Source organism: Hymenobacter bucti, assembly GCF_042681145.1.
Classification (GTDB): Bacteria; Bacteroidota; Bacteroidia; order Cytophagales; family Hymenobacteraceae; genus Hymenobacter; species Hymenobacter bucti.
Genome location: NZ_JBHUFD010000003.1, coordinates 57,551 through 78,329 on the forward strand (window position 1 = coordinate 57,551; position 20,779 = coordinate 78,329).

13 protein-coding genes are annotated in these 20,779 nt (G+C 60.8%); 5 read left to right on the top strand and 8 right to left on the bottom strand.

Features of this window, described 5'->3' with window-relative positions; all coding sequences use genetic code 11:
* The first annotated feature begins 710 nt into the window (after positions 1-710).
* Positions 711-2,990 carry a GH92 family glycosyl hydrolase gene (locus ACFSDX_RS07945; protein ID WP_382312764.1) on the top strand — a complete coding sequence of 760 codons (2,280 nt, stop codon included), beginning with the start codon at positions 711-713 and terminating at the stop codon, positions 2,988-2,990.
* Between the two features lie 79 nt (positions 2,991-3,069).
* Positions 3,070-4,095, top strand: coding sequence for a LacI family DNA-binding transcriptional regulator (locus ACFSDX_RS07950; RefSeq protein WP_382312765.1), 1,026 nt, complete (start codon positions 3,070-3,072; stop codon positions 4,093-4,095).
* Positions 4,096-4,217: 122 nt separating this feature from the next.
* On the opposite strand, the gene ACFSDX_RS07955 is transcribed toward ACFSDX_RS07950, so the two are convergent.
* From ACFSDX_RS07955 to ACFSDX_RS07970, 4 genes are all read right to left on the bottom strand, one after another.
* Positions 4,218-5,501: a sugar MFS transporter gene (locus ACFSDX_RS07955; protein ID WP_382312766.1), complete on the bottom strand. Its 1,284-nt coding sequence runs from the start codon at positions 5,499-5,501 to the stop codon at positions 4,218-4,220.
* Positions 5,502-5,998: 497 nt separating this feature from the next.
* Positions 5,999-6,835, bottom strand: coding sequence for an MOSC domain-containing protein (locus tag ACFSDX_RS07960; RefSeq protein ID WP_382312767.1), 837 nt, complete (start codon positions 6,833-6,835; stop codon positions 5,999-6,001).
* 140 nt (positions 6,836-6,975) lie between these two features.
* A complete protein-coding gene (locus ACFSDX_RS07965) occupies positions 6,976-7,989 on the bottom strand; it encodes a YitT family protein (RefSeq protein ID WP_382312768.1) in 1,014 nt (337 codons plus the stop codon).
* Between the two features lie 39 nt (positions 7,990-8,028).
* Positions 8,029-9,744, bottom strand: coding sequence for a S8 family peptidase (locus ACFSDX_RS07970; RefSeq protein WP_382312769.1), 1,716 nt, complete (start codon positions 9,742-9,744; stop codon positions 8,029-8,031).
* Between the two features lie 183 nt (positions 9,745-9,927).
* Here ACFSDX_RS07970 and ACFSDX_RS07975 point away from each other — a divergent pair, with 183 nt between their 5' ends.
* Entirely contained in the window at positions 9,928-11,157 is a 1,230-nt protein-coding gene (locus tag ACFSDX_RS07975) for a hypothetical protein (protein ID WP_382312770.1), read from the top strand.
* A gap of 6 nt (positions 11,158-11,163) precedes the next feature.
* On the opposite strand, the gene ACFSDX_RS07980 is transcribed toward ACFSDX_RS07975, so the two are convergent.
* Together ACFSDX_RS07980 and ACFSDX_RS07985 are read right to left on the bottom strand one after the other, a co-directional pair.
* The gene (locus ACFSDX_RS07980) at positions 11,164-14,688 is read right to left on the bottom strand and encodes a UvrD-helicase domain-containing protein (RefSeq protein WP_382312771.1); all 3,525 of its coding nucleotides are present in this window, start codon (positions 14,686-14,688) and stop codon (positions 11,164-11,166) included.
* 483 nt (positions 14,689-15,171) lie between these two features.
* Positions 15,172-15,600 (bottom strand): acyl-CoA thioesterase, encoded by a 429-nt coding sequence (locus tag ACFSDX_RS07985; protein ID WP_382312773.1) that lies wholly within the window; start codon positions 15,598-15,600, stop codon positions 15,172-15,174.
* Positions 15,601-15,886: 286 nt separating this feature from the next.
* Between ACFSDX_RS07985 and ACFSDX_RS07990 the strand changes: the two genes are divergently transcribed.
* The gene (locus ACFSDX_RS07990; RefSeq protein WP_157562185.1) at positions 15,887-16,084 is read left to right on the top strand and encodes a cold-shock protein; all 198 of its coding nucleotides are present in this window, start codon (positions 15,887-15,889) and stop codon (positions 16,082-16,084) included.
* 495 nt (positions 16,085-16,579) lie between these two features.
* Entirely contained in the window at positions 16,580-18,538 is a 1,959-nt protein-coding gene (locus ACFSDX_RS07995) for a DEAD/DEAH box helicase (RefSeq protein WP_382312774.1), read from the top strand.
* Positions 18,539-18,835: 297 nt separating this feature from the next.
* Here the strand turns inward: ACFSDX_RS07995 and ACFSDX_RS08000 are convergent, their stop codons facing one another.
* Positions 18,836-19,288 (bottom strand): PA2169 family four-helix-bundle protein, encoded by a 453-nt coding sequence (locus ACFSDX_RS08000; protein ID WP_382312775.1) that lies wholly within the window; start codon positions 19,286-19,288, stop codon positions 18,836-18,838.
* Between the two features lie 182 nt (positions 19,289-19,470).
* Positions 19,471-20,772 (bottom strand): BaiN/RdsA family NAD(P)/FAD-dependent oxidoreductase, encoded by a 1,302-nt coding sequence (locus tag ACFSDX_RS08005; RefSeq protein ID WP_382312776.1) that lies wholly within the window; start codon positions 20,770-20,772, stop codon positions 19,471-19,473.
* Positions 20,773-20,779: the final 7 nt, after the last annotated feature.

The window sequence follows — 20,779 nt, forward strand, 5'->3', positions numbered from 1 at the left end:
CCCCCCCCCGCGGCGGGGTGGTAGAGCGCGCCGGGCGGGAGCACTGCCGCCGTAGCCTGCGAAAGGGGTAGCGCCGCCACTGGTGCCAGCAGCAGCAGCGGCAGCCCACGCAAACTTCTGATTGATAAAGAAAAACTCATAAAGGAAAAGGGGGTTGGGTGGGAAATGACAGAGCAGCTGGCGTAGCTACTCACACTAAAAATCAGGTTGGTAAAATGATTTAGCAACGCTGGTCTCTATAGTTGTCTTATCGGCCCCGGCCGCAAAGCCGGGAGCTAGGTAGAGCGAGTGCGGGAAACACAGCCGGCGCGTGGCAAACGCCGCGGGCGCAGTAGCTGGAAGCTGTGTCGATGAGTGAATTAGGCGCTGCAAAAGCAGGCTGATTCAGGAGGATAATAGTAACGCGCAGGCGGGCAACGGAAGCTGATTGCCCAGGGGTACTAAATCCGGTCGGGTAGCGGGCCGAGCGTAACCATTTGATTAATCTCGGCAGAGATGAACGCTTTATGATTAATGGCCGAAATATGTGAGTTTTTTTGGGAGCAACCAAATTTTTGCTTAAACATTTTAGCATATTTGTTGGCGTAAGCCGGCTGTCCGGCCATGGGGGGCCACCCGATAAGCTCGGCTGTTACCGCCTTTTCACTAGGCACAGTAGGTTATTACCACCCTGGTTCACCTTTTCTCACCCTTTCTCCTTCATAGTCAAGATGCTCGATAATTTCCTGCCTAGGTTGCCGCGCGCCGCCCGCCTGGGCTGCTGGCTCACTGGTGGCCTGCTGCTAGCCGGCGCCGCCGCGCACGCCCAGCAGCCGAAGCTTACTTCCTACGTCGACCCGCTCATCGGTACCGGCGGGCACGGCCACGTCTTCATCGGGGCCAACGTGCCCTTTGGGGCGGTGCAGCTGGGGCCGCAAAATATTTTTAAGGGCTGGGACTGGTGCTCGGGCTATCACTATTCCGATAGCTTGCTCATTGGTTTTTCGCACACCCACCTCAGCGGCACCGGCGGCTCCGACCTCGGCGACGTGCTGATTATGCCCTACACCGGCGCCCTCAAAACTGATAAGGGTCAGCAGAAAGTACCCCACCAGGGCTACCTCTCGCGCTACTCGCACCAGCGCGAAAAAGCCCAGCCCGGCTACTACGCCGTGACCCTCGACGACTACGGCATCCGGGCCGAACTCACCAGCACCGAGCGCGTGGGTATGCACCGCTATACCTTCCCCAAGAACAACCAGCCGGCCCGCGTTATCATCGACCTCAAGGAAGGTATCGACGACAAGGCCACCGAGACGTACCTAGAGCAGGTTGATGCCCAGACGTTTATTGGCCACCGATTTTCGAAGGGCTGGGCTAAAAACCAGCAGCTGTTCTTCGCCATCAAGACTTCGGCGCCGGTGCCCGCGTTTGCTTTATATAACGAGGCGCAGGCCATAGGGGGCAAATCGGGTAAGGGCACGGCCGTGAAGGGCGTGCTCAGCTTTGCTAAGTCGCCGGGCGTGCTGCGACTGAAAGTAGGCATTTCGCCGGTGAGCGCGCAGAATGCGCTGGCCAATATCCAGGCCGAAATTCCGGGCTGGGATTTTGCCAAAGTGCAGCAGGCCGCCGACGCCAAGTGGAACCAGGAACTGAGCAAAGTCACCATCGAAAGCCCCGACCCGGTGGTGCGGCGCACATTCTACACCGCGCTCTACCACGCCTGGTTTGCGCCGGCGCTGTTTAATGACGTGAACCGCGACTACCGCGGCACCGACGGCAAGGTGTACGCCAAAGCGCCCTTCGCTAACTATACCATCTTCTCGCTCTGGGATACGTACCGGACTGAGCAATCGCTCTTTACCCTGGCCCAGCCCGAGCGCGTGGGCGACATGATGCAGACCATGCTAGCCATCAACGACCAGCAGCAGAAGCTACCCATCTGGCACCTCATGGGCAACGAAACGGGTACTATGGTGGGCTACAGCGCCGTGCCGGCCCTGGCCGAAGCCTACCTCAAAGGCACCCCCGGCCTCGACGGCCCGCGCGTGCTGGCCGCCCTCAAGCAGAGCAGCACCCGCGACGACGAGGGCGTGAACTTCGTCAAAACCCTAGGCTTCATTCCGGCCGATAAGGAGAACGAGTCGGTAGCTAAGGCCATGGAATACGCCATCGACGACTGGAGTATCGCGCAGGTAGCCAAGAAGGTAGGCGACCAGGCGGCCTACGACACCTACAGCAAGCGCGCCAAGTACTACCAGAAGTACTTCGACCCCCGCACCCGCTTTATGCGCGGCGTCACGGCCGATGGCAAGTTCCAACTGCCGTTCGACGCGTTCCAGTCCATCCACCGCCAAAACCCCTACACCGAGGGCAACGCCTGGCAGTACACCTGGCTGGTGCCGCACGATGTGCCAGGCCTCATCAAGCTGTTTGGCAGCGACGCGGCCTTCACGCAGAAGCTTGACAGCCTGTTTGTTGTGCAGGGTAGCCTAGGCGAGAGTGCTTCGCCCGACATTTCGGGTCTCATCGGCATGTACGCCCACGGCAACGAGCCGAGTCACGCCACCACCTACCTCTACGCCTACGCCGGCCAGCAGTGGAAAACCGCCGAAAAAGTGCGCCAGGTGCTGCGCGAGATGTACAAAGACAAGCCCGACGGTATCAGCGGCAACGAGGACTGCGGCCAGATGTCGGCCTGGTACATTATGTCCTCCATGGGTTTTTACCCCGTCAGCCCCAGTAGCGGGGCCTACGTGCTCGGCAGCCCACTGGTCGACAAGGCCACCATTCGGCTACCCCAGGGCAAGACGTTTGTGGTGAATGTGCAGGGCAATAGTCCGCAAAATATTTATATTCAGTCAGCTACGCTCAACGGCCAGCCGTATGCCAACACTTACCTGCTGCACCGCGACATTGTGGCGGGCGGTACCTTGCAGCTTACCATGGGCCCGCAGCCCAACCGTACTTTCGGTACGGCGCCGGCCAACCGGCCTAAGGAAGTGTACTAAGCGAGGAATAGGAAAGTAGCTTGGACTCTGCGAGTCCAAGCTACATGACCTAGGCGACTATCAATAAACAGAGTTCCGTTTGAAAAAGAAAATACTCATTCACGACATCGCCAAACACCTTGAGGTGTCCATTGCCACGGTGTCGCTGGTGCTCAATGGCAAGGCCAAGGAGAAGCGTATCAGCGACGTGCTGGCCGAGCGAGTCTTGAAATACGTGGAGGAAGTGGGCTACAAGCCCAATCAGCTGGCCAAAAGCCTGCGCACGGGCAAAACGCACGTTATCGGCCTGGTGATAGAGGATATTGCCAACCCCTTCTTCGCCACCGTCGCGGCCCTGATTGAGAAGAAAGCGCTGGCTCGCGGCTACCGCATGCTGTTTTGCAGCACCAACAACGACTCGGACAAGACCCGCGACCTACTCACCATGTTTCAGGAACGGCACGTGGATGGCTACATCCTGGCCCTGCCCAACGGGGTGGAAGCTGAGGTGCGCGCCCTCGTGCGCAGCGGCAAGCCGCTGGTGCTCTTCGACCGCCTGCTGCCCGGCGTGCAGGCCAATGCCGTGGTGGTCGATGGCGCCACGGGCATGTACGAAGCCACCCAACACCTGGTGCAGCAAGGTTTTAAGCGCATCGCCCTGCTCATGCCGCAGCTCGACCAGTCGCAGATGACGGGCCGCGCCCAGGGCTACGCCCAGGCCCTACGCGAGGCGGGCCTGCCGCAGCTGGTGCACAAAATCGCGTTTCCGCAGGAGCCGGGGCCGTTGCTGCAAGACACCCTAGCCTTTTTTGAGGCACATCCGGCCTGCGATGCGGTGCTATTTGCCACCAACTATCTGGGCGTGTGTGGCTTGGAAGCCCTGCGCCGCCTGGGGCGGCGCATTCCGGAGGAAATCGCCGTCGTCTCCTTCGATGATAATGACTTGTTCCGCCTCTATTCGCCGCCCATCACGGTAGTGGCGCAGCCCCTGGAAGCGCTGGCCGAAGACGCAATCGGCACGCTGCTGGCCTCGCTCGAAAACCCGGCCGAAACCGGGCGCATCGTGCAGCTGCAGCTGGCGCCGCAGCTGGTGGTGCGCGCATCGTCCATCCGGCCACGGCCCTAGGTGGGTTACAGTGCGAACTGGAACGCTCGCGCTACGGCCGCTGCCGATGCAGAAATAAAAAGGGCGCCCCTCATGCTGAACTTGTCGAAGCATGAGGGGCGCCCTTTTTTGCGTTTACTTACCTAAGCGGCCGCGGCCGCCGGGCGGCTGCCCCGCAGGCCATACCACATGATGTAGGCGTAGCACACGATGGGCAGCAGCAGCGCCAGCCGCAGGCTGCTGTGGTCGGCAATAGTGCCAAAGAGCATGGGCACGAGCGCCCCACCCACGATGGCCGTGCACAGCAGGCCCGAGCCTTCCTCCGTGAGGCGACCCAAGCCCACCAAGGCCAGCGTGAAGATGGTGGGGTACATCAGGGAGTTCATTAAGCCCACGGCCAGCAGGCTCCACATGGCCAGCGGCCCGGTGGTGCTGATGGAAATCAGGATGAGCGCTACGGCTCCTACGGCATTAATAGCCAGTAATTTAGCTGGGTTAAACTTGTTGAGCAGGTAGGCGCCCGCAAAGCGGCCTACCATGGCCGCGCCCCAGTAAAAGGCAACTTTGTTGCCGGCAGCGCTGGGGTCGAGGCCCATCACCGAAGGCAGCGCCACGTAGCTCACAATGTGCGAGCCGATGGCCACCTCGGCGCCCACGTAGGCAAAAATGCCCACCACGCCGAGCGCCAGGTGCCGGTAGCTCCAGGCCCCGCGGTGCTCGGTGGGGCTCGCTACCTCGTCGGCCGCCGCGTACTCAATTATGGGCAGGTGCACCCGGCTTAGGAGCAGGCTGATGAGCAGCAGCACGCCGCCAATCACTAGGTATGGCAGCTGCACGGCCCGCACATCAATAGTCGCGGCCGAAACGGCCGTGTCTAGCTTAGGCAGGTTGCTCAGAATGAGCGCGCTGCCCAATATAGGAGCCAGCGTGGTGCCCAGCGAGTTGAAGGCCTGCGTGAGCGTGAGGCGCGCCGAGGCCGACTCGGGCGGCCCTAGGATGGCCACGTAGGGGTTGGCCGCCACTTGCAGCAGCGTAATGCCCGAAGCCAGCACAAACAGCGCCCCCAGGAACAGCCCGTAGGCGCGCTGCGCCGCTGCGGGGTAAAACAGAAACGCCCCGATGGCCGCTACCACGAAGCCCAGCAGCATGCCGCGCTTGTAGCCCACGCGGGCCACCAGCTTGCCCGCCGGAATACTCATCAGAAAATACGCCCCGAAAAAGCACAGGTTAATGAGGTTAGCCTGGGCGAAGGACAGCTGGAAAATGGCCTTCAGGTAGGGAATCAGAATGTCGTTGAGACAGGTGATAAACCCCCACAAGAAGAAGAGGGTCGTGACGGCACTCAGCGCCGAGGTGTAGCGCGGCGTGGTGCCCACCGCCGCGCTGGTAGTAGCTGAGCGGTTGAGTACGGGGGGAGGAGCGGCCATAAGCTTAGGAGAGGAGGGAACGGTGGGGAAAATGAAGGGTAATGGGAAGCTTTGGCCGGGTACTCAGTAGCGCGGGCTCTTGGTTCGCAAGTACCAGTACCAAACGTACTACTGCTCGGACGGAAAGCCAGGGGCTGCGCAGCTGCCGAAAGCATCGGCCCGCGTGCGGGTGCGGGCCACGGCTGCCGGCGTTCGAAGGCGTGGTGCCACGGGGCAGCTAGCCGCTTGGTAGCCAAGGGATAGGTGAGCACGCCGCCCGGCACCCCCGCGCTGGGCCGGGTGGCCCCCCGGCCAAAGCCAAGTGGTAAATCGACCCAAACAGTAGTAGTATCTAAGCCAAATATAAAGCAACCTTAGGGCGAAAGGAAGCCAGGCGGCTGCATCAAGCAGCCACTAGCAACAACCTCGGGCTAAGGTAAAGCTTAAATGTTTTAGCTCCCTACATCCGAAGCCAAAAAGCCCCGCGGGAGCTACCTAGGCGGGGCCCGCTGCTGGGGCTAGCTCAGCACCACGGCATCACCCACGCGCAGCTGGCCGCTGGCCGGCCCGGTCACGTTCTGGCCAAACATAATTTTATTGCCCTGCTTGCGGTAAGTGGCCAGCGTGCGCAGCGGCTCGGCGGCGGGGTTTTTCTGCGCGGTGGCCTGGTCGATGGTCGTGACGACGCAGCGCCCGCAACCGCGCACCGACCGGAAGGCGTGGCCCCCAATCTGAAAATCAGCCCACTGCATCTCCGCATCGGGCGCCGCCAGGCCGCGCACCACCAGGTTGGGCCGGAAGCGGTCCATAGGCACCGGCTTGGCGAGGCGGGCGTTGAGCTCGGCCAACGATTCTTCGCTGGCCAGCAGGTAAGGGTAGCCATCGGCGAAGCTGACGAGCGTGCCAGCAGGGTTCAGCTCGGGCTTGTCGGGGTCGACTTCGCGGCGCACCATATCCGACATGTACACCAGCTTGCATTTCTGCCCCAGGGCCGCGCTCAGCCACTCGTCGGCCTCGGGCGTGCCGCGCCAGGCAAATACCATATCATCCCAGATGGTAACGAAGAGCGTGCGCTCGGGCGTGGCCTCGAAGGGTACGTAGAGCGGCAGCAACTCGGGCCGCTGGCCGTGGCGCAGCAAGAAGCCGTTGTGGGCGGGCTCCACGGCCAGCAGCGCCATTTCGGCGTGCTCGCGCTGGGTCAAAAAGCGGTTTTGGGCGTCCACTATCAGCCAGCGGCGGTCGTGCCGCAGCCCTAGGGGCGTGAGGTCGGCGGCGGGCAAGCTGATGCCCCCGAGTGATTTGACGGGGTAGATGAAAAGACCGGAAAGGGTAATTGCAGAAGAAGGAGCGGACATGCCGCAAAGGTAGGAGGTGAGGGGGTGGGGAGGTTATGAGGTGAGATGGTGAGAAGGTGAAAAAGGGAGAGGGTGATTAGGTAAGAAAGTCGCTGTAATTCGACTTTTACCTAATCACCCTCTCACCTCCTCACTTCAACTTAATGCAGCGCCCGCTTCTTGACCATGCCGCCCTTGGCGTCATTCACGCTGTGCATAATGATAAAAGCTTTGGGGTCTAAGTGATTAACCTCGGCCGTGACCTGGCCGACCTCCAGGCGCGTGACGACAGTGAACACAATGTCGATGGGGCTGGGTTGCTCGCCGCGCGAGCCGTAGCCGCGGTGACCGGCGTACACGGTTACGCCCCGGCCCAGGCGCTCGGTGAGCGTGCGGCGGATGGCGTCGCTGTGCTCCGAGATGATGGTAACGCCCGTGTACTCCTCGATGCCATTAACCACAAACTCGATGGTTTTGGACGCCGCTAGGTAGGTGAGAATGGAGTAAAGCGCCGTGGGTACGTCGAGCAGTACGGCCACGACGATAAAGATTAAGATATTGAGCACCAGCACGAAGTCGCCCACGCTGAGGCTGGCTTTGCGGCTGAGATACACGGCCAGAATTTCGGTGCCGTCGAGCACGCCGCCGCCGCGCATGGCCAGCCCAATGCCCGCACCCAGGAAGAAGCCCCCGAACACGGCAATCAGCATCTTGTCCTGCGTCACGACCGGGAAGTGCACCGTTTCCAGCACCACGGCCAGCGCCAAAATGGCCAGCAATGCCCGCAGCGCGAAGCCCTTGCCCATCTGCTTGTAGCCCAGCCACACAAAGGGCAGGTTGAGCACCACCAGCAGCGCCGACAGGGGCGGGTCGCCGGGTAGCAGGCGCGCGGCCAGCAGCGAAATGCCGGTGACGCCCCCGTCAAACAAGCCGTTGGGCAGCATAAAAGCCTCCAGGCCCAGGGCGGCCGAAGCCACCCCTAGGGCCAAGTACAACACGTTGCGAAACTCCTCGCGCAGCCAGGACTGGGGCTTGCCAGTGTGGGGCGCGGGCGCATCGGCAATGGACGGATGCCCGGACAAGGAACTACCGATGGTAGCCGGGGCCGGGGCCTCGGACGCCGCGCTGGCTCGAAGCTGGCGCAGGCGGGCTAAGATGGATAATTGAGCAAACATAGCAGGGCTTACGCAAAAAAGCCAGCTTCCGCCGAAGCGCTACTGCTTTTTAGCGGCTTCCTGCTGCAAGGCCAACTGCACGGCGGCGTACAAATCAACGACGCCGCCGGTGGCCGAAAGCGTGGCAAAATCGGCCTTTTTGCCGCCCTCGCCGGGCACCAATACCTGCGTGTGGTGCACCTGCGCCGACTCGCGGATGATGCGCTTGAGGTCGGCCGCCGTGAGGCTGGGGAAGTACGACTTGAGCACCGCTGCCACGCCCGCCGTCACGGGCGAGGCCATGCTGGTGCCGCTCTCCGAGCCGTATTTGCTGCCCGGCAGCGTGGAGTAAATGCCCACGCCGGGCGCGAACACGTCGACCTGGCGCTTGGAGTAGTTGGAGAAGCTGGCGGGCAAACTTTCGTCGTTGGTGGGGCCCGAGGCGCCCACGGTCAGCAGGTTGGTGGGCACCGCGCCGTTGAGGTAGAAAGCGGCCGGGTAATGCGGTACCACGTCGAGGTTATCGTCTTCATTGCCCGCGGCGTGCACCAGTAGCACACCCTTGGCCTCGGCGTATTTGTAGGCTGCTTCCACGGCTGGGCGCTGGGGCGAAAACTCCTTGCCGAAGCTCATATTGATAATCTGGGCGCCGTTGTCCACGGCGTAGCGGATGGCGTTGGCCACGTCCTTGTCGCGCTCGTCGCCGTTGGGCACGGCGCGCACGCTCATCACGCGCACCGGGGCAGCCGCAATGCCCTGCACGCCTAGGTTGTTGTCGCGCACCGCCGCAATGATGCCCGCCACGTGGGTGCCGTGCAGCGCATCGGGGCCGGTCACGTCGGCGTTGCCGTAGTCGCGCTGCGTTACGTCGTCGGGGTTGTCCTTCACGATGTCGGCGCGGGCGTTAAACTTGGTGTTGAGGCTGTAGTTCAGCTGGTCGCGCTGGTCCTTTACCTCGTTGTTGATTTCGGCCACGAGCGCGTCGGTATCGGCGATGCCGCCCTGCTGCATATCCTTATAGAGCGACGAGAGGGCCGTTTTCAGGCTGGCATCGGGCACCGAAGCGGCCACCTTGCGCAGCGTGGTGGTGTCGAGTTTTTCTACCCCCAGCTTTTGCTTGAGCGCGTCAAAAAGCGACACCATTGGGCTGGTGCCCTGGTCGGCTTGCTGCAACTGCTCGGTTAACTCTTTGCGCTTGGCGTCGTAGGCTTTTTTGGCGCGGAGGTAGGTGGCGTAGTCGGCCTTATCAGCGGCTTTTATCTGCGTGCTGGTTTTGCCCGCGAAGCGCGGCCCCAGCTTGGCCACCACGCGGGTGACTTCCAGCGTCTCGACCGAAATATTGCGCCCGTCCTTGCCACCTAGGAAATTCCAACCGTGGATGTCGTCGATGTAGCCGTTTTTGTCGTCGTCGATGCCGTTGCCGGCAATCTCGCGGGGATTGCGCCACAGCACCGGCTTCAGGTCTACGTGCGCCGTGTCGATGCCCGAGTCGATAACGGCTACGACTACGGCCGTGGGCACGCGGCCCTTTAGCAGCTCGGCGTAGGTGCGGGTGGCGCCCACGCCAGGCGTTTTGTCCTGCTGCGGGTCGCGCAGGTACCACTGGGCGGCGGCCGCTTCGGCCACGGTGGGGCCGGCGGGCGTGCTGGTAGTGGCCGGGGCGGCGGCATCCGGAATGGCAGCGGGGGTAGTCTGAGCCACCGCAACAGCGGCGGGGATGCTAAGAGAAACGACCAGCGCCAGGCGCGGCCAGCAGGAAATGCGATTCGAAATCATTCAGGAGAGGTAAAAGCGGCGCAAGAAACGCCTGCATTCGGATAGACGGACGCGGGGCGGCTGTTGTTGCGCTCGGTAGGGACAGTTCGATAATTTAGCGGGCCAGTGAAAAATTCATTTATGCGCGTATTTATCCTTAGTTGTGCGGTTTGTCTGTTAGCCAGCTGCGAAACTCGTCAGCCTGTGGCTACTACACCCACGCAGCCAGTGGGGGTGGTGTCGCCCGCGCCAGTAGCCTCTCCGGCTACGCTTCCCGATACGGCTGATAATACCCGCGCTTACCAGGTCAACTTTACCGAGTCGCAGGCCGACACGCTGCTGCTACTGGGCACGCACCGCTACTGGCTGCACCTAAGCCAAATAGCGGCTTCGACCAAGCCCCTAGAGTATGCCCCGGCTACGCTAGCCAGTAAGTTTTTTGCCGCACCCTCCGATACTGCTTGGCGTGCCCACCGCGTGCGTGGCTACGAGGGTACCTACACTTTCGCACTGCGCGATTCGGCGCGGCGCGCCGGGGTGTTCAATACAAAGCTGCACAAGCGCGATTTTCTGCATACTAATAAGGGCGAGCTCCTGACATTGAGCGAGCCTGAGTTTCAATACATGGGCTACAGCAGTGGCCTCAAAGCGCTGGTTTTTGTGGCCTATTTCGGCTTGCCTTACAGCGATGTCATCGACCGCACAGCGTTGCTGCTCGATGCCCGCAGCGGCCAAGTAAAGGGAACCTACCGCATCGGCAGTGCCTCTTTTGAAGCTATCGACTGCGACCCCCAGGTAGCTCCCGGGGAGCAGGCCATCCTCACGTGTGCCGGCCAGCTGCTGCGGGCCGGCCAGCCACCGCTTTCTCTCAAGCGGCCCCACGCCGAGGTGCGGGCGGCCCGCTTTCTCACCGATACTACTATGCTTGTGGTGTACGAGTTTGGCGACTATCGTCCCGTCCCGCCCCAAGAGGAGTTTGCGCCAGACGAAGCCGCGTCCATGCCCGTAGCTGGTGCCCCCGTAACGGCTCAGATGGCTCAGCCCCCGATGGAGTTTGTCTCCACGCCCGCCCAGCGCCGGCTGCCCAATGCCATTGTGCTGAGTACCAGCGGTCGGCAATTAGCCACGTTTCATTATGATGGCTGGCTGCCCGATATGGGCTACTCGATGCCGCGCCACGCGGTGGCCGCATCGCGCACGTATTATTTCCTGAACGGCGAAAATGGGAAGCCCAAGAGCTTGCTATTATTGTCAAAAGCCCGGCCCGATAGCGTCATCCAGCTCCCGCTAAAAACGTTCACGAAGTTTCAGCCCCCGCGCCGCCGACAGGAGGTGAAGTTCGTGCTAAGCGATGGCACGGATGACTGTACTTTTTACGCGGATAGCGCCAACCCGCGCCACATTCGCTACGCACGCCGACCAGCCGGCAATTAAGTCAGCCTACACCTCCACCACCTCGCCCGACCCGAAATAGTAAATTACCCCGCGCACGTCCACGTAGCCCAGCTCCCGAAACAGGCGAGCGTACTCACGCAGCCGGATTTTGTGGATGTCCTGCGGTGGCGGCAGCTTAAAATCGAGCATAGTTACGGACTGGGCGGCACGGCTGGGGCCGGCGCCAAATACGAGGCGGTCGGGCTTATAGGCGCGGTGCGTGTGGCCGCCGACTAGGATTTCGCGCTCCGTTTCTACGGCCAGGCCCTCGGCAAAGTAGGGCGCTAGGCGCGGGTCGGCCAGCAGGGCTTGCAGGTTGGCTTCGAGCTCGGGCCGCTCCTTTTGGTTGATGATGCCCTCGGCCACCAGCTGCCGCAAGGTGCGCCCTAGGTCGCGGGCCGAGAGCAGGCGCCGCAGGGCGTAGTGCAGCTTGCGATTGAGTTCGCCCAGGTGCTCCTGCTCGTCAAAATCGAACACCGTGGTGGCGTGGCGGCGCAGCTTCAGGCGCTGGTCCCAGGGCGTGGAGGTCAGGTTGGTGAGGGCGAAGCTGGTACTTGATTTTTGGGGCTTGGTACTCAGGGCTTTGGTGGTGCCGGGGTTCAGCACGAAGCTGGTGGTGTCGTCTTGCCAGCGGCCCAGGTGGCGCAGGTAGCCGGCCAGCAGCTCGGCCACGTCGCGGGCCGGGCCCTGGGTGGCGGCGGGCTCGGCGGCGGGCGCCAAGGGTAGCTCGCTGGTGGTTTTGCGGGGCTCGGCGGGGGCTTTGCTCAGGATGTAGAGCCGGTGCCGGGGCCGGGTAAAGGCCACGTACAGCGTGTTGAGGCCGTCGAGCAGCGTCTTTTCGCGCTCCTCGGTGTCCTGCTCGGCCAAGGGCGTGTAGGCCAGGCCTTTGTTGAGGCGCACCACGGCCACGTCGGGCAGGCCGGGCAGGGGTTTGGCGGCCGTTTCGAGGCGGCCCCAGAGCATGGTATCCACGCGGGGTACCAGCGTCCAGTCGGCAAAGGGCACAATCACAATACCGTAGGCCAAACCCTTGGCCTTGTGCACCGTCGTGATGGTAACCGCATCGGCCCCACCCGGCGCGTTGATGCTGAGCGCACCCTTGCGCTCATCCCAATACGTGAGGAAGCTCCCCAGATTATTACCGTGCTTGAGGCTGAACTCCAGCGTCAAATCAAGGAAGCGAAACAGGTAGTCGCTCTCCGCATTGGCCCCCAGCAGCCCAAAGATGCCCAGCAGCCGCTCGGTCATTTCGTACAGCCCTAGGTTGCCCGTTTTAGCCTCCTCCAGGTTAAAGCCCAGGCTGCGTAGCTCGTCAAAAAACGGCTGGCCGCTCTCCTTATCATTGGCCACCGTGGCAATGTGCCGCGCCCGCTTGGGGGTAGGGGAGAGGCGCCGCACCACTTTATCAACCAGCAGCAGCGCCTCGGCCCGCGCCAGCGTGTCGCCGCTCTGATGCAGCACCCGCATGATGGCCACCAGCAAATTCACCACCTCGGCAAACTGCAAGGCCAACGAATCGGCCGAAATGATGGGGAAGCCCCGCTCCTTCAAAAACTTGGCGAGCAGCCGGCTCTGGCCCCGGGTGCGGCACAAAATGGCCACCTCACGCAAGGAATGTCCATCTGCCAGCGCCTGCTCAATAAGCTGCAAGGCCAGGTAGCAGGTGCTCTCGTTATAATCGAGCACCGCCTCGGCAGGATAGCCAGGTAGCGACTCGTCGAGGTATTGGCCGGTGCTGGGCGCGTAGCGGCGGGCGGGCGCGTCTTTTTTGGTGAAGAGCAGCTCGACGTGGCCGGCCGGCATAGCGTCGCTGGGGCCGGCACCGGCCGATGGGAGGGACCTAGGCGCCGCTTGTGGCACCGCCTGCTGAAACCCATCGGCAAAAATGCCGGCCACGAGCTCATCCGCCACGTGGCGCTCACGCACGTAGGTAAAGAACTCATTATTAAAGCCAATGATAGCCGGCTCGCTGCGGAAGTTAACGGCCAGCGAGCGCGGCTCCAGCGTGCTTTGCAGCGTGAAGTAGCGCTCGCGCAGCAGGCGCTGCATGTCCGCGTCGCGGGCCCGCGATGCTAGGGCGCTAGTGTCGCCTTGGAAGAGGCGCAGAATCTGCTCTAGCTCGCCGCCGCGCCAGCGGTAAATGGCCTGCTTGGCATCGCCCACCGCCAGCGAGAGGCCGCCGTTGGCCACCGCGTTTTCGACCAGCGGCAGTAGATTATTCCACTGCAACACCGAGGTGTCCTGAAACTCATCAATCAGCAGATGGCGGTATTTTTCCCCCAGGCGCTCGTACAAAAACGGCACCGGCTCGTTGAGCACGATGGCCGCAATGCGCCGGTTGAACTCAGAAATCAGCACCACGTTGCGCTCACGGCTGATTTCCTCCACCAGCTTATTGAGCTCGCTCAAGAGCGAGGCGTGAAACAGAAACGGCTGCAACGCCTTTAGTAGCAAATAATTGGGTAAGTGCGCCAGGCGCAGCTCCAGTAGCTCGCCAAAGGCCGCCTCCAGCTCGGGCTGGGCGGCCTCCACGGCCGGCACCAGGCCCGCCTTTTTGGCTTTGTCGCTCCACCACTTGCCGCTCTCCACCACCTTGCGGGCCGTAGCCGTGGGGAAATCGGCCTTGGCGTCGGGCGTGCCTAGCCAGCGCTCCCAGCTGCGCAAGTGCCCGTGAATGCCGTTGGCGCCGCCCGCCAGGTGCTCGGCCTCGATGCCGCCCGCCGCTAGCACCGCTAGGGCGCGGTCGGACTGGGCCTGCACGGTTTCCTCCGTTTCGCGCAGCCGCTGGCGTATTTCCTGGTCGAGGGTGCGGAAGTCAGCCATCGTCTTTTGGCCCAGCTGCGCCACGGCCTCGTGCACGCTCTCATTGAAGAGGTTGCGGCCAAAGTCCAGCAACTCGTCGGGCAGGCGGTTCCAGTTGCGGCCCTGCTCGGCCTGCCCGAGGGCGTAATCGGCCAGCGTCTGGCTCAGGAGCTTGCTCTGCGGGTCGCGGTTCACCTTGTCGAGCAGAGCGGCCACGGCCGTGCGCAGCACGCTGTCGGTGTCCAGCTCCACCTCAAACGAGGCCGGCAGCCCCAGCTCCCGCGTAAAAGCCGTGACGATGCGCTGCACAAACGAGTCAATCGTGCTCACCGCAAAGTCGGCGTAGTGGTACAGCACCAGCCGAAACGTGGCCGCCGCCCGCTGCCGCACCTCACGCTGCCACTCGACGGGCGTGCCTAGGTGCGGCGGCAACTGTTGCTCTTGCGCCAGCTCGGCCGCCACTTCGGCCAGCAAGGCATCGGGCTTGTCATCAGCCTCTTGTGCAAACCGCCGCAGTGCCCCCACAATGCGCTCCTTCATCTCGCCCGCCGCGTCGTTGGTAAACGTGATGGCCAGAATATTCTTAAAGTAGCTGGGGTTGTAATTGCGCTCGCCGGTGGGGTCGGCCGGCTGCGGGTACCCTAGGGCCAGCTTGAGGTATTCTTTCGTTAATTGGTACGTCTTGCCGGAGCCGGCCGAGGCGGAATAGATGCGGAAGGGGGCAGGCATTAAATGTAAATGACGTTATGAAAATCGCCCTATTAGCCACAATCTGCTGGTTGAACGTGCAGTTTGCTAATGCAGCCAGCTACTAATGATAAGCAGCCACAGTAGATGTGTGGTGGTTAGCAGTAGTGACGAACCTACCTACTATCAACTCCCTTCCGAGGTAGAGCTTACTTTTGATGAGCTTCAGCAAATGAAAAGGATTCTATCGCACGCCTTAATTCAGTACAATAAAAAGTATGGGCAGGGAGAATTTCATATTGGCCCTCTGAATGGCTACGGCGTGCAGTATAAGATTTTTCTGACAAAGGATGGAAAAAAGGAAGTTTGGATAAACGGTTTCTGCAAAGACACAGGTTTTATGCACAACGTAACGACTCTGACGATACTACCCGTATCCGTATTAGACGGAGGGAGCTGTTACTTTAACACAACAATTAACTTAGCCAAGCGCAAAGCCAGTAGGGTAGTCATCCACGGCCTTGCCTAAAATGCTTCCTTGGGTATCAGTCGCTCTATCATTTCCCCCGGCACCCGTACCGGCCGGCCACTGCCCGCATCTAGCAACACCCACTGCGTCTCGGCGGCGCAGAGTAGCTGCCCATCCGCCACGCGCTCGATGCGGGTGACACGTTTGGAGCTGGCGCCCTTCACATCGGCGACCCAAGTGCTGGCGCGCAGCTCGTCGCCGGCGTAGGCCGAGCGCAGGTAGCGTATCTGGTGCTCCTGCACCACCCACACCCGCGGTGGCTGCTCGGCGGTGGGCGGGTAGAAGTGGTGCCAGTGGGCGGCAGCTACGTCCTGCACCCAGCGCACGTAGGCCACGTTGTTGGCGTGGCCGAGTTGGTCGATGTCGGAGGCCTCGACCACGAACGTGTGTTGAAAAGCGTGGGCTGGGGCGGCAGAAATGTCCATTCGTATTCAAATTGGGTACCTAGGGACGCGCTCTATATAGAGTGCGCGCTGACAAGAGACTATTTAGGGCAACGTAACCAATAGCATTGGTGCTACTGGCCAGCTAAGTAGTACCCGTAAGGACCGATGGAAGTTTTTTTTAGTGGGCGGGTAAAATTTAAAAATTCTGTCTATCTTTGGCGCAACTCACGGCTCTGTGTTGCTGTTCCGGTCCGCTCCGGTGTAGTTACATCTTAGGTCCCCAGCGTTCGCCGGGCTTTGACGACACCCCAAATTTCTTTTTTTTATGCCGACCGGAACGGTAAAATTCTTCAATGAAACCAAAGGCTTTGGTTTCATCAAAAACGACGAAACTGGCGAAGACATCTTCGTTCACGTCACGGACCTCGTAGATGCCAAGTCGCTGCGCGAGAAAGACAAAGTTCAGTACGAAGAAGCGCAAGGCCGTAAAGGCCCGAACGCAGTAAAAGTAGCGTTGCTCTAAGCTAACGCCACTTTTTAAGTGCTACGAAAGGTGCGGTTCCTCGCTGGAACCGCACCTTTTTGTTGTTAATTCAGCCCGTAGCTTGGGCTCCGTAAGTTTGAGCATGAGCGTAGCGAACAGATACGTTAGCAGGCGTTTGCTCACGAAAGTTGCTCGCTACGCTTGCGCTTGGATTCGCAGAATCCAAGCTGGAGGCCTAGGTGTGCAAATTTATTTAATAGCAATTCAATAGCTATTCTTAAATAAAATCCGTACCTTTGCACCCGCATTTGAGAACGGCCCCATTGAGTGGCCGGGGTGGCCCAGAGTAAATTGGCTGCCGAGTAGTTTCCCGTTTTATCGGTCGTATTTTTTCCGCCTTGTCGTTAGTAGGAAGGTTGAGGGGGAAGAAGCGCCGCCGCTGTTGAGCCGGCTGTTTTCAGAGCGTAGTCTCATTCCCCACAAGCTACCCAGGTTTTGGAAAACCAGGCAGCCCAGCAACCTATTCCGTTCCGCATGGATACCGAACAAGTAGAAAATACCGCCCCCAAAACCACCGAGAAGCCTAAAGTTCGCTTCGACGAACTCAACCTCTCGCCCGAAGTACAGCGCGCCATCACCGAAATGGGTTACGAGGAAGCCTCGCCCATTCAGGCCTCGGCCATCCCCGTATTGCTCGCTGGCAAAGACGTTATTGGCCAGGCCCAGACGGGTACCGGCAAAACGGCCGCCTTCGCTATTCCCGCTATTGAAGGTGTGGACGGCGAAAGCCGTGACGTACAAGTAATCGTGCTCTGCCCCACCCGCGAACTCGCGGTGCAGGTTTCCGGCGAAATCCAGAAGCTGGGTAAGTATAAGAAAGGCCTGGCCGTAGTGCCCATCTACGGTGGCTCGTCTTACGACCGCCAGTTCCGCGCCCTAGAGCGTGGCGTGCAAATCGTAATCGGCACCCCCGGCCGCGTAATGGACCACATCGAGCGCGGCACGCTGAAGCTTGATAAGGCAACCAAAATCATCCTCGACGAAGCCGACGAAATGCTCGACATGGGCTTCCGCGAAGACATCGAGTTTGTGCTCAGCAAGATGCCCGAGAATCGCCAGACGGTGTTCTTCTCGGCTACGATGAGCAAGCCGATTATGGACATGACCAAGAAGTACCAGCGCGACCCGCAGGTAGTGAAGGTTAACCACCAGCAAATGACGGTGTCCAACATCGAGCAGAGCTACTTCGAAGTGCGGGGCCCGCAGAAGAAGGACGTCCTGACCCGCGTGATGGATATGTACAACCTGAAATCGACCATCATCTTCGCTAACACGAAGCGCATGGTGGACGAGATTGTGGCCGACCTGCAAGCCAAAGGCTACTTCGCCGACGGCCTGCACGGCGACATGAGCCAGCAGCAGCGTCAGAACACGCTCGACAAATTCCGCAAAAACACGCTCGAAATCCTGGTGGCTACCGACGTAGCCGCCCGCGGTATCGACGTAGACAACGTAGAGGCCGTATTCAACTACGACCTACCTGCCGACGAAGAGTACTACGTACACCGCATCGGTCGCACCGGCCGCGCCGGCAAGAATGGCCGCGCCTTCACCTTCGTGAGTGGCCGCGACATCTACAAGCTGCGCGATATCATGCGCTTTACCAAGGCCGACATCAAACTGGCGCAAGTGCCCTCGTTTGCTGACGTATCGGAAGTGAAGACGACCTTGTTCCTCAACCAAATCAAAGAGGTGGTGGAGAAAGGTGGCCTTGACAAGTACATCGGCCGCGTGCAGCGCCTGCTCGACCAAAGCGAGGAAGTTACTTCGCTCGACATCGCCGCTGCGCTGCTCAAGATGAACATGAAAGAGGACAAGCGTAACGAGCAAAGCCTCGATGCGAGCCGTGAGAAAGGGGCTACCCGTCCCGGCTACACGCGCCTGTTCATCAGCATGGGCAAGAAGGACCGTCTGCACCCCCGCGACGTGGTTGACTTGATTGGCGAGAGCACCAACCTGCCCGGCAATAAAGTAGGAGACATCGCCCTCTACGACAAGTTCAGCTTTGTAGAAGTACCGAACGAGTTTGCCGAGGAGATTGTGGGCCAGCTTGGCCGCAGCACTATCCAGGGCCAGCCGGTTACGTTCAGTATCGCTACCCCGGTGCAGGACGCAGCTGCTAAAGAAGAAGGTACCAACCGCCCCGAGCGCCGCGAAGGTGGCTTTGGCGGCGGCGACCGCCGCGAAGGTGGCCGCCCTCCATTCGGTGGTGGTAGCCGCGGTGGCAGCAGCTATGGCGGCGACCGCCGCGAAGGTGGCAGCTCCTACGGTGGTGGCTACAAAGGCGGCAACCGCGAAGGCGGTAGCTCCTACGGCGGCGACCGCGGCGGCAGCCAGGGCGGTGGTTACCAGCGCGGCGGCTACAAAGGTGGCCAAGGCGGTGGCAGCAGCTACGGCGGCGGCTACAAAGGCAAGCGCGACAGCGGCGAATAAATCGCAGATTTAACGGATTGCACAGATACGCCCACCTGCGGCGGGCTGACTGACAATAATTGAAAAAGGCCACCCTAGAGTGGCCTTTTTTAGTATTTGTGTTTAAGGAATAGGACCTAGGATAAAATTGCTCACGGCGGAAATTCAGTGTGACTCCTAGTCCACATGGTATAAAACATAAAAAGGGCCACCGACTAGGTGGCCCTTTTTGTTTGCTTTCAAGCAATAGAAGAAGTAGCTCAGGATGACAATCAGCCGCGCTAGCGGCGTATCTGTGCAATCCGTTAAATCCGCGATTTATTTGGAGGAATCGCGAAGGTCGCGGATTTCGTTATGGGCGGCTAGTACACCTTGCGACTGCTTTTCGATAATCGACTTTAGGTCGCCGGGTAGGTCTTGTAGTTTGGAAGCCTCCTCGTAAGCCTTTTTGGCTACGTCCTCACCGCGCTCGCACTCGGCGAGGATAGCGTGGTTGTCATGGCCGGTTACGGCTGATTTCAAGTCAATCCAAGCGTGGTGAATGGTGCCGATAATCGACGAGCCTTCGCTGGTATCGGGCTTGAGGTCAAGCTTGAACATCTGGTCTTCCAGCTCAGTGACGTAGCTAGCACGCTGGGCCGAATACTTCTTGAATAGGTCTTTCAGGTGCTGGTCCTTTACATCAACCATTGCATCAGCGTAGCCTTTCTGGCCATCTTTGAGAACGGTGATGAGGGTGTTGAGGCCGGCTTGGGTGACTTTAGCTTCCATGATGGAAAGAAAATTTAAAGTGGGGAATTGTAGCTGGTTTTACTAGCTCCGCGCCCACAAGGTTGCGGCTAGCTCCGAGATGCCCCAATTTTATGCGTACCAGTGCCGTGGTGCGCAGCCCCTTCCTGAATGGTGAGCTAAGCTGCCTAGGTGCGCGCGAGGCGGAGCTTTGGGCTACGGCACTACGGTGCGGTAGTGGCCATTGCCTGCCCAGCCAGAAAGCCGGTGGTCCAGGCTGCCTGGAAGTTGAAGCCGCCCGTAATACCGTCAACATCAAGTACTTCGCCGGCAAAATACAGACCGGGTACGCGGCGGCTTTCCATAGTCTTAAAATTGACTTCGGCCAGTGGGATGCCGCCGCAGGTCACAAACTCATCCTTGTGCGTGGTTTTGCCCTGCACTTGCAGCGGCGTGCGTAGCAGTAGCTCCAGGAGGCGGTTTTGGGCTTTGGCGGGCACTTCGCTCCAGCGGGTTTCGGGACCTAGGCCTGCCTGCTCAGCTAGCGTGCGCCACAAGCGAGTGGGCAAGCCGAACTGTGGATGGCCGGCCACCTGCTTTTTGCTGTTGTCGAGCCGAAACTGCTGCACCCAGGCCCGTAGCGATTCATCGGTGTGGGCCGGTACCCAACTGATGAGTGCGGTGCTGTGGTAGCCTAGCTCGTGGAGGCGACGGGCGCCCCAGGCCGAGAGCTTGAGCACGGCCGGGCCGCTCACGCCCCAGTGCGTCACGAGCAGCGGACCTTCGTACTGCAGCTTTTCGCCGGCTATCACCACGCGGGCGTGGGGCACGCTCACGCCGGGTAAGTCGCGCAGGGGCGAGGCCGGCACGTTGAAGGTGAAGAGCGAGGGCACGGGTTCGGCCACCGTGTGGCTGAGGTCGCGCAGCCAGTCGTAGGCGCCCGACTTAGGATTGCCGCCGGTGGCCACCAGGAGGCGGCTGGCGTGCAGAGTAGGACCTAGGGCAGCGCTGCCTTCACCACTAAGCGCCAAGCTAAAGCCGCCTTCGGAAAGCAGCGTAATTTGCTCGGCAGCGGTACGGGTGTAGATGCGGACGCCCGCCTGGCGGGCCGCGTCTTCGAGAGCGCGGGCAATGGTTTCGCTGCTGTCGGTGGTCGGAAACATGCGGCCGTCGGCCTCCGTTTTGAGCGCGACGCCGCGCTTGGCAAACCACGCGATGGTATCGGCCACACCAAACTTCTGGAAAGCTTCTTTGAGCTGCCGGCCGCCGCGCGGGTAGTGCTGAATCAGCTGCGCGGCCGACTCGCAGGCGTGCGTGACGTTGCAGCGCCCGCCGCCCGAAACGCGCACCTTGCCCAGCAGCTTAGGGCTTTTTTCGAGCAGTAGAACCTGAATATCTGGGTTAGCTTCGGCGCAGGCAATGGCGCCAAAAAAACCCGCCGCCCCACCACCTAGCACAACCAAGCGCCCGGTGGCGGGACCTGCGGCTACGGGCGCGGCAGAGGGTAGAGAAGGAGACAGCAACATCTTACAA